The organism is Candidatus Omnitrophota bacterium, assembly GCA_040755155.1.
Lineage (GTDB): Bacteria > Hinthialibacterota > Hinthialibacteria > Hinthialibacterales > Hinthialibacteraceae > JBFMBP01.
This window is the reverse complement of sequence record JBFMBP010000049.1, coordinates 3,531-9,684: the sequence shown is the minus strand read 5'-3', so window position 1 is coordinate 9,684 and position 6,154 is coordinate 3,531. Positions and strand designations below refer to the sequence as shown.

Genomic DNA, 6,154 nt, shown 5'->3' with positions numbered 1-6,154 from the left:
TCCGCCACGTTTTCGACGGATAGTTTGGGCGAATTCCGGCATCGCATCCTATTCAATTACGGCGAGGATCGTAAAGAAAAGGAAATTCTATTGAAAGGATTTTCCGAGCAATGGTATTCGTTGTCTCCTCCATCTCTTTCCATCAAAATCGACGATATTGACAACTATCCTTTAGATTCCACGATCCTATTCAAGCCTGCAGGCGTCCACCAAACTTTGCCTAAAATCAAGAAATATTCTACCAGCCTTAAAAACAGCGCCGTCGAATTGATCGGCGAGACGAAAGACAACGTCGAGCAATATCAAATTAAATATCTATTGCCGCCTCTTGCGGAATATGGCGCCGGGAAAATCGTCAACGATTTTATTACCATTGAATTCGACGATCCCAAGGAAAGATATCTTCCTCTCGCCATCCCCATAACCATCGAAGTGAAATCCGCCGTCGTTTTACAGCCTTCCTCCCTTTTTCTCGGCTATACGAAACCGAATCAGCCGAAAATGGGCGAGGTCGCCTATTTAAAAAATGAGAGAGCGGGAAAAATCAAAAACGTCGAGGTTATCGCCATCGATAAGGACGATTGGTCATGGAAAATTTCCGAAGCGGATCCGTCGAAACTTACGATCGAAATAACCTATCAAACATCGAATGCGAAAGGAGGGTTGAGGAACTGCTCATTGAAACTCGACTTCGAAAACAACGCCACTGTCTATGTACCCGTAACCGTAATGGTCAAAGCCTAAGATAAGGAGAATAATCATGAAAATATTCAGCGTCATTCTTTCAGTCTTGTTTATCGCTTCCCCTTTCGCTATGTCTCAGGTCTATGAGTTGGAATACATGATAGAAGTATTCATCGAGCCAGGAAATCCACATGTGCAATCTAATATAGATATGTTAAAATCGCCTGGAAGCGACGATATATCAGTTAAAGATTTCATTAAATATTTAGAAAACAAATACTTGAACGGCGAAACTATTCGTTACCCCTATACAATAAAAGTATCTTTTTCAAATAGCAAGCCTTATTGCTATGTTGTAAAAGATTTTGCTCCTCCGATTCAGAACGCAATATTTTTTCACAAAACGCATTCTCCTTATCTATTCAATGTTATTTGCGATGACGGTAAGAATGAAAGAACAGAAATGAAATTCAATTATCCTCGGGATGACAATGATGGAAATTATCACGCGACAGAAATGCCCGAATTTGTAACTACAAAATTTTTGTATGCCTATGATTATCTGGTAGAAGGCCTAACAATTTTTCGAGATAATAAAAATAACCCTTTCTACTCAGTAATACATGCCGGACGAAAACTAATGATAAAGATAAGCGATAAAGATGACGTTTCGCAAAAATCTAATAAATCCGAAAAAATAGATTTGATATTCGATCAAGACGATCATGATAATTTCATCTTGAAATCGTATATCATAAATGGCCCGCAAGGCAAACATGAATTTACTTTGAAAGAAATGAAAATAAAGGAAAATTACGATCCCAAGAAGATCGAAACATGGAATAACTAAAAAAAGGAGTAAATCAATGAAAAACTCAATTCATAATAAATCTAGGAAAAAAATCTTCATCGTGCTAGCTTTAGGTTTGCTATTGCCTCTAATTCTTCAATTGCATTCGTATGCGGTCTATTATTCTTGCGATGCGCGATGTTTCAGCTACCTTTGTCAAAATATTCCAAATAACCAATGGTTTCAATATGTTGGAAATGGACTCGGCGATATATATGACGGAATTTACTCTAGTTGGTATTGTAGATATTGCCCTGCAACAATTACCAATATATCTGGCAGCACACAAAGTTTTTGCACAACCATACCAATTACTAATGGTGTAACATGTACACGATGTAATTGGATTTCTTCAGCCGCATTAGTTAGAGTTGCAAATTATATTTTAAATCTTGCAAAAGACAATTGCGGATTAAGTGGGTTTGAAGAAAAATATATGTACACATGCAATGGAAATCAAATCACCGGCAGTTGTTACGCTCCCGATAACGATAGCTTAGGAAGCTGTCCATGACTTTAATCCAATACCGAAGTCGCTTGCGAAAATGAATATAGCGCCCCAAAATGCCGGGGATTCTTGATGGAATCCCCGGTTTTTGTATAATAATATAATCCTTAAACATCGAATGCGAAAGGAGGGTTGAGGAACTGCACGTTGAAACTCGACTTCGAAAACAACGCCACCGTCTATGTCCCCGTAACCGTAATGGTCAAAGCCTAAGATAAGGAGAATAATCATGAAAATATTCAGCGTCATTCTTTCAGTCTTGTTTATCGCTTCCCCTTTCGCTTTTTCGCAAGTCTATGAATTGGAATATATGATAAATAAAACAATAGAGCCAGGAAACGAATTTGTGAAAGCAAGATTGGATGAAGTTAAATCACATAATAGTACGGATAAATTGGCTGCAGATTTTGTTAAATTTTCAGAAAACAAATACTTGAACGGCGAAACTTTTCAATATCCTTATACGATTAAAATTTCCTTCGTAGACGGCAAGCCTTATTGTTTTTCCGTCAAGGATTTCGCTCCTCCTATACAAAACGCTATATGTCTTTACAAAACGCACACTCCCTATCTTTACAATATTGTCTGCGATGACGGTAAAAATGTAAAAACAAAGATGAAATTCAACTATCCAAGAGATGACGATGATGGGGAATATCACCCAACGGAAATGATCGAAGGGATAACTACGAAATTTATGTACGCTTACGATCGTCTCGCCAAAGGCTTGACAATTATTCAGGAAAAAAAGGATAGACCATTTTACTCCGTAACAGCTTCGGGCAAGAAACTTATTATAAAAATAGACGATAAGGAAGACTCATTGCGCCGTCAATCGATGAAATGGGAAATTATCGATATGATATTCGAGCAAGACGATCATCAGAATTATATCTTGAAGTCCTATATCATAAATGCATTGAAAAGCAATCTCGAATACAGTTTAACAGAGTCGAAAATCATGGAAAATTGCGATCCCAAGCGAATCGAAACATGGAACAACTAAAAAAGGAGTAAGACAATGAAAAACTTAATTAAAAACAAAAACCGTAAGAGAATTTTCTTTGTATTATCAGCAAGTTTATTATTGCCTTTAATTCTTCAATTGCATACGTATGCAGTTTACTATTCTTGCGATGCGAGATGTTTTAGTTGGTTGTGTCAAAATATCCCTAATAACTCTTGGTACCAAGTAGTCGGAAATGGATGGGGCGATGTTTATGATGGAATACAATCAAGTTGGTATTGTAGATATTGCTACGCAAAGATATATAATTTTACAGGTTCTACCCAAAGTTTTTGCACAACCGTAGTTCCTTCTAATGAAGGGATTTGTGCAAATTGTAGTTTCAGTTCTTCTACATGCCCAGTTACAGAAGTTGATTATAAATTAGATGATGCTAAAGACAATTACGTGTATTATAGTACAATTAATAGAATTCGATTTACATGCAATGGAGCCTTTGTAACTGGCAGTTGCCCCGCCCCAAATCCTTATGATTTAGGATTCTGCCCATGACGTCAATCCTATACACTAAGCATGGCGACAATTATTTTTTTTTCGAAAAATACGCCGGGGATTCTTGAAGGAATTCCCGGTTTTCATTTGTTGTTTGTTGTAGGTGACGGAGGATTGTCTTTATCCTCGCCGCGATCTTCTGGCGGCTCGGTAGGTTCTGCCGGCGGTTCCTCCGGCGTATATTCGGGGAGATCGGGCGGGGGAGGAATAATTTCATCCGGCTTGATTTCGGGAATTTCCGGCCAGGGCGGCAATTCCGGTTGATCCGGCGTTTGGGTTTGCGGTTGGAGCGGGGGATCGATCGAGGAAATATTCGCTTTATGCGCCGAAACGATCGTCTCGCTTGGAGCGGCTTCCGGGGCAATTTCCCGGAAAAGGACCGGCCCGGAGGATGGAACCGTCACCGGCGAATCGGATTTGATTTCCTGCGGCTGCGTCTTCTTTATCGTTATGGGTTCGAAGGAGGAATCTCCCGTCAATCTCGCCATGAAACAGAGGGAATATGCGTCCTTGAAAACCGGCAGGGGAAGGAGGATGAATGTCAGAAGAAAAGAAAACGGAAGCATGACGATCGTGAAATAGATATTGTCGAATAACGCGAGGGGATTGTCGCCCGCCGCATCGAGAACGTTGCTGGAGGAGATGGCCAATAGGCTGATAAGGATTCCTACCGAAAATAGGACGATGAAACTGAGAATCATCATAATAACGGAGATGACGACAATGATGATCACGCGCAAGATAATAAAGCCGATGAATTCCCAAAAATTCCCGAACGCCAGTTTCAACGCCTGGGACCAAGCGGTGAGAATGCCGCATTCTTTTACCAGCATGATAGGCAATACAAGGCAATCCAATAACGAAATATAAAGAATTGAGATGGCGATTACGAAAAGAAAGACGCCGATCGACGCCATGATGAAGATGGCAAGACCCGCGGTATTATCGAGAGAGACGTTCGTTGCCCAAGCGAGCAGCAAAATGAAACCGAAGAGAATCGACGTAAGTATGACGGTAATGATGGAAATCGCGATATTCCAAAGGAAATAGGATACGATTTGAGAAATATGCTTACTGAAATATCTCAAATAATAAACCATTCCGCTGCGGACGCCGTCGTAAATAACGAAGCGTATGGCGGATTGAAAAAACATAAAGAGAATCATGAGAAGCCCCAGCCCCATCAAGCCCAATAGAATCATCGGCAGCGCGGCGGTTATTTTTTCGAGTAAAACGTCGTAATTGCGCATATCGTCCGCTTCCAATCCTATATAGGGGGAGGCGAAGCGAGAATAGGCTTGCATAACCAGGTTGACGCCGGACAATTGATGGATTAAGAAGAAGAGAATCGCCATCTTCAGCCAGTAAATAAAGCGAAAAGGCTGGAACATTATTTGTATGGTTTTTTCCCATCCGCGGCCAAGAGTATCTGTGCATTGCGCCATGACTTACTCGTCTCCATGAATCGAAGGAATAAAAAAGACAAATCTTCCCTTTCCCCAATGGATTAGAGAAAAGGACGAACGAATCGAATGAACCTATCTCCACATCATACACGTCTTTGCATCCATCCGCGAGCGTATGAGCATAATATCCGTTATTTTACCGCCAATACGCCGCCGGGCGTTATGATTTGCGCCGTCGTTAAGGCGGACGGATACGGCCATGGATTGAAAATCATCGCTCCGGCGGCGGTGCGCGGGGGAGCTCATTATCTAGGCGTCGCCGACAACTGGGAGGCGGAATTGATTCGATTTTTGGAAATTTGGCTTCCTATAATCCGCCTTCGTCCGGCCCTGCTGGAAGAAGCGGAAGCGGCGGCGGATTGGGAACTGGAGGAGATCGCAGGAACGTTGGAATCCGCGCAGGAATTATCCCGGCTGGGCGAACGCCGGGGAAAGCCGATTCCGGTTCATTTGAAGATCGACGTAGGCATCGGACGCATGGGTTTTTCCTTGCCCCGCCAATTGGAGCGCATCCAAGAAGCTTGCCGTCTTGCCGGAATCCGGGTGAAAGGGGTGATGACTCATCTTCCCTGCGCTGACGAGAAGGATTTGGAACTGACGCGCTCTCAATTGCAAAGATTTGAGCAAGAAGCGGGGGCGCTAGACTCCATTCTGCCGCCGGATGTTTTTTGGCACGCCGCCAACAGCGCCGCCTGCTTGCGGCTTCCCTCCAGCCGTCACGGCATGGTTAGGGTAGGCATTGCCGCCTATGGACTTAAACCCTCCCCGGAAGTAGCCCTGCCGCCGGAATTGAAGCCGGTAATGAGTTGGAAGACCAAAGTCGTTCTGGTGCGGGATATGCCGAAAGGCTCGACGGTCGGTTATGGGATGACGCATCGCTTGAACCGGGATGCGCGCATCGCCACGTTGCCCATCGGCTATGCCAATGGCTTTTTGCGCGCTTTTTCCAATAACGCCGAAACGTTGATTCGCGGGAAACGCTGCCCGGTGGTGGGGCGCATATCCATGAATATGACTACGGTCGACGTCAGCGATCTGCCTGAGGCGGCGGCGGGTGACGAGGCGGTTTTATTGGGAGAACAAGGGGAGGATAGAATCTGCGCAGAAGAATTGGCTAAACGCGCCCA

7 protein-coding genes are annotated in these 6,154 nt (G+C 43.2%); 6 read left to right on the top strand and 1 reads right to left on the bottom strand.

The features are described from left to right. The 5 genes from AB1656_06130 to AB1656_06110 form a co-directional block, all read left to right on the top strand. On the top strand, positions 1-744 hold a 744-nt coding region (locus AB1656_06130; GenBank protein ID MEW6234946.1), incomplete at its 5' end, for a hypothetical protein. A gap of 16 nt (positions 745-760) precedes the next feature. After that, on the top strand, positions 761-1,534 hold the full coding sequence (locus AB1656_06125) for a hypothetical protein (GenBank protein ID MEW6234945.1): 774 nt from the start codon (positions 761-763) through the stop codon (positions 1,532-1,534). 16 nt (positions 1,535-1,550) lie between these two features. Then, a complete protein-coding gene (locus tag AB1656_06120; protein MEW6234944.1) occupies positions 1,551-2,048 on the top strand; it encodes a hypothetical protein in 498 nt (165 codons plus the stop codon). A 304-nt stretch (positions 2,049-2,352) separates the two neighbouring features. After that, positions 2,353-3,048, top strand: coding sequence for a hypothetical protein (locus AB1656_06115; protein ID MEW6234943.1), 696 nt, complete (start codon positions 2,353-2,355; stop codon positions 3,046-3,048). Positions 3,049-3,063: 15 nt separating this feature from the next. After that, a complete protein-coding gene (locus AB1656_06110) occupies positions 3,064-3,561 on the top strand; it encodes a hypothetical protein (GenBank protein ID MEW6234942.1) in 498 nt (165 codons plus the stop codon). Between the two features lie 83 nt (positions 3,562-3,644). Here AB1656_06110 and AB1656_06105 read toward each other — a convergent pair whose 3' ends face one another. Continuing rightward, complete coding sequence (locus tag AB1656_06105; GenBank protein MEW6234941.1) at positions 3,645-5,006, bottom strand: hypothetical protein; 1,362 nt, start codon at positions 5,004-5,006, stop codon at positions 3,645-3,647. 87 nt (positions 5,007-5,093) lie between these two features. On the opposite strand from AB1656_06105, the gene alr reads away from it, so the two are divergent. Further along, on the top strand, positions 5,094-6,154 hold a 1,061-nt coding region (gene alr, locus AB1656_06100; GenBank protein ID MEW6234940.1), incomplete at its 3' end, for an alanine racemase.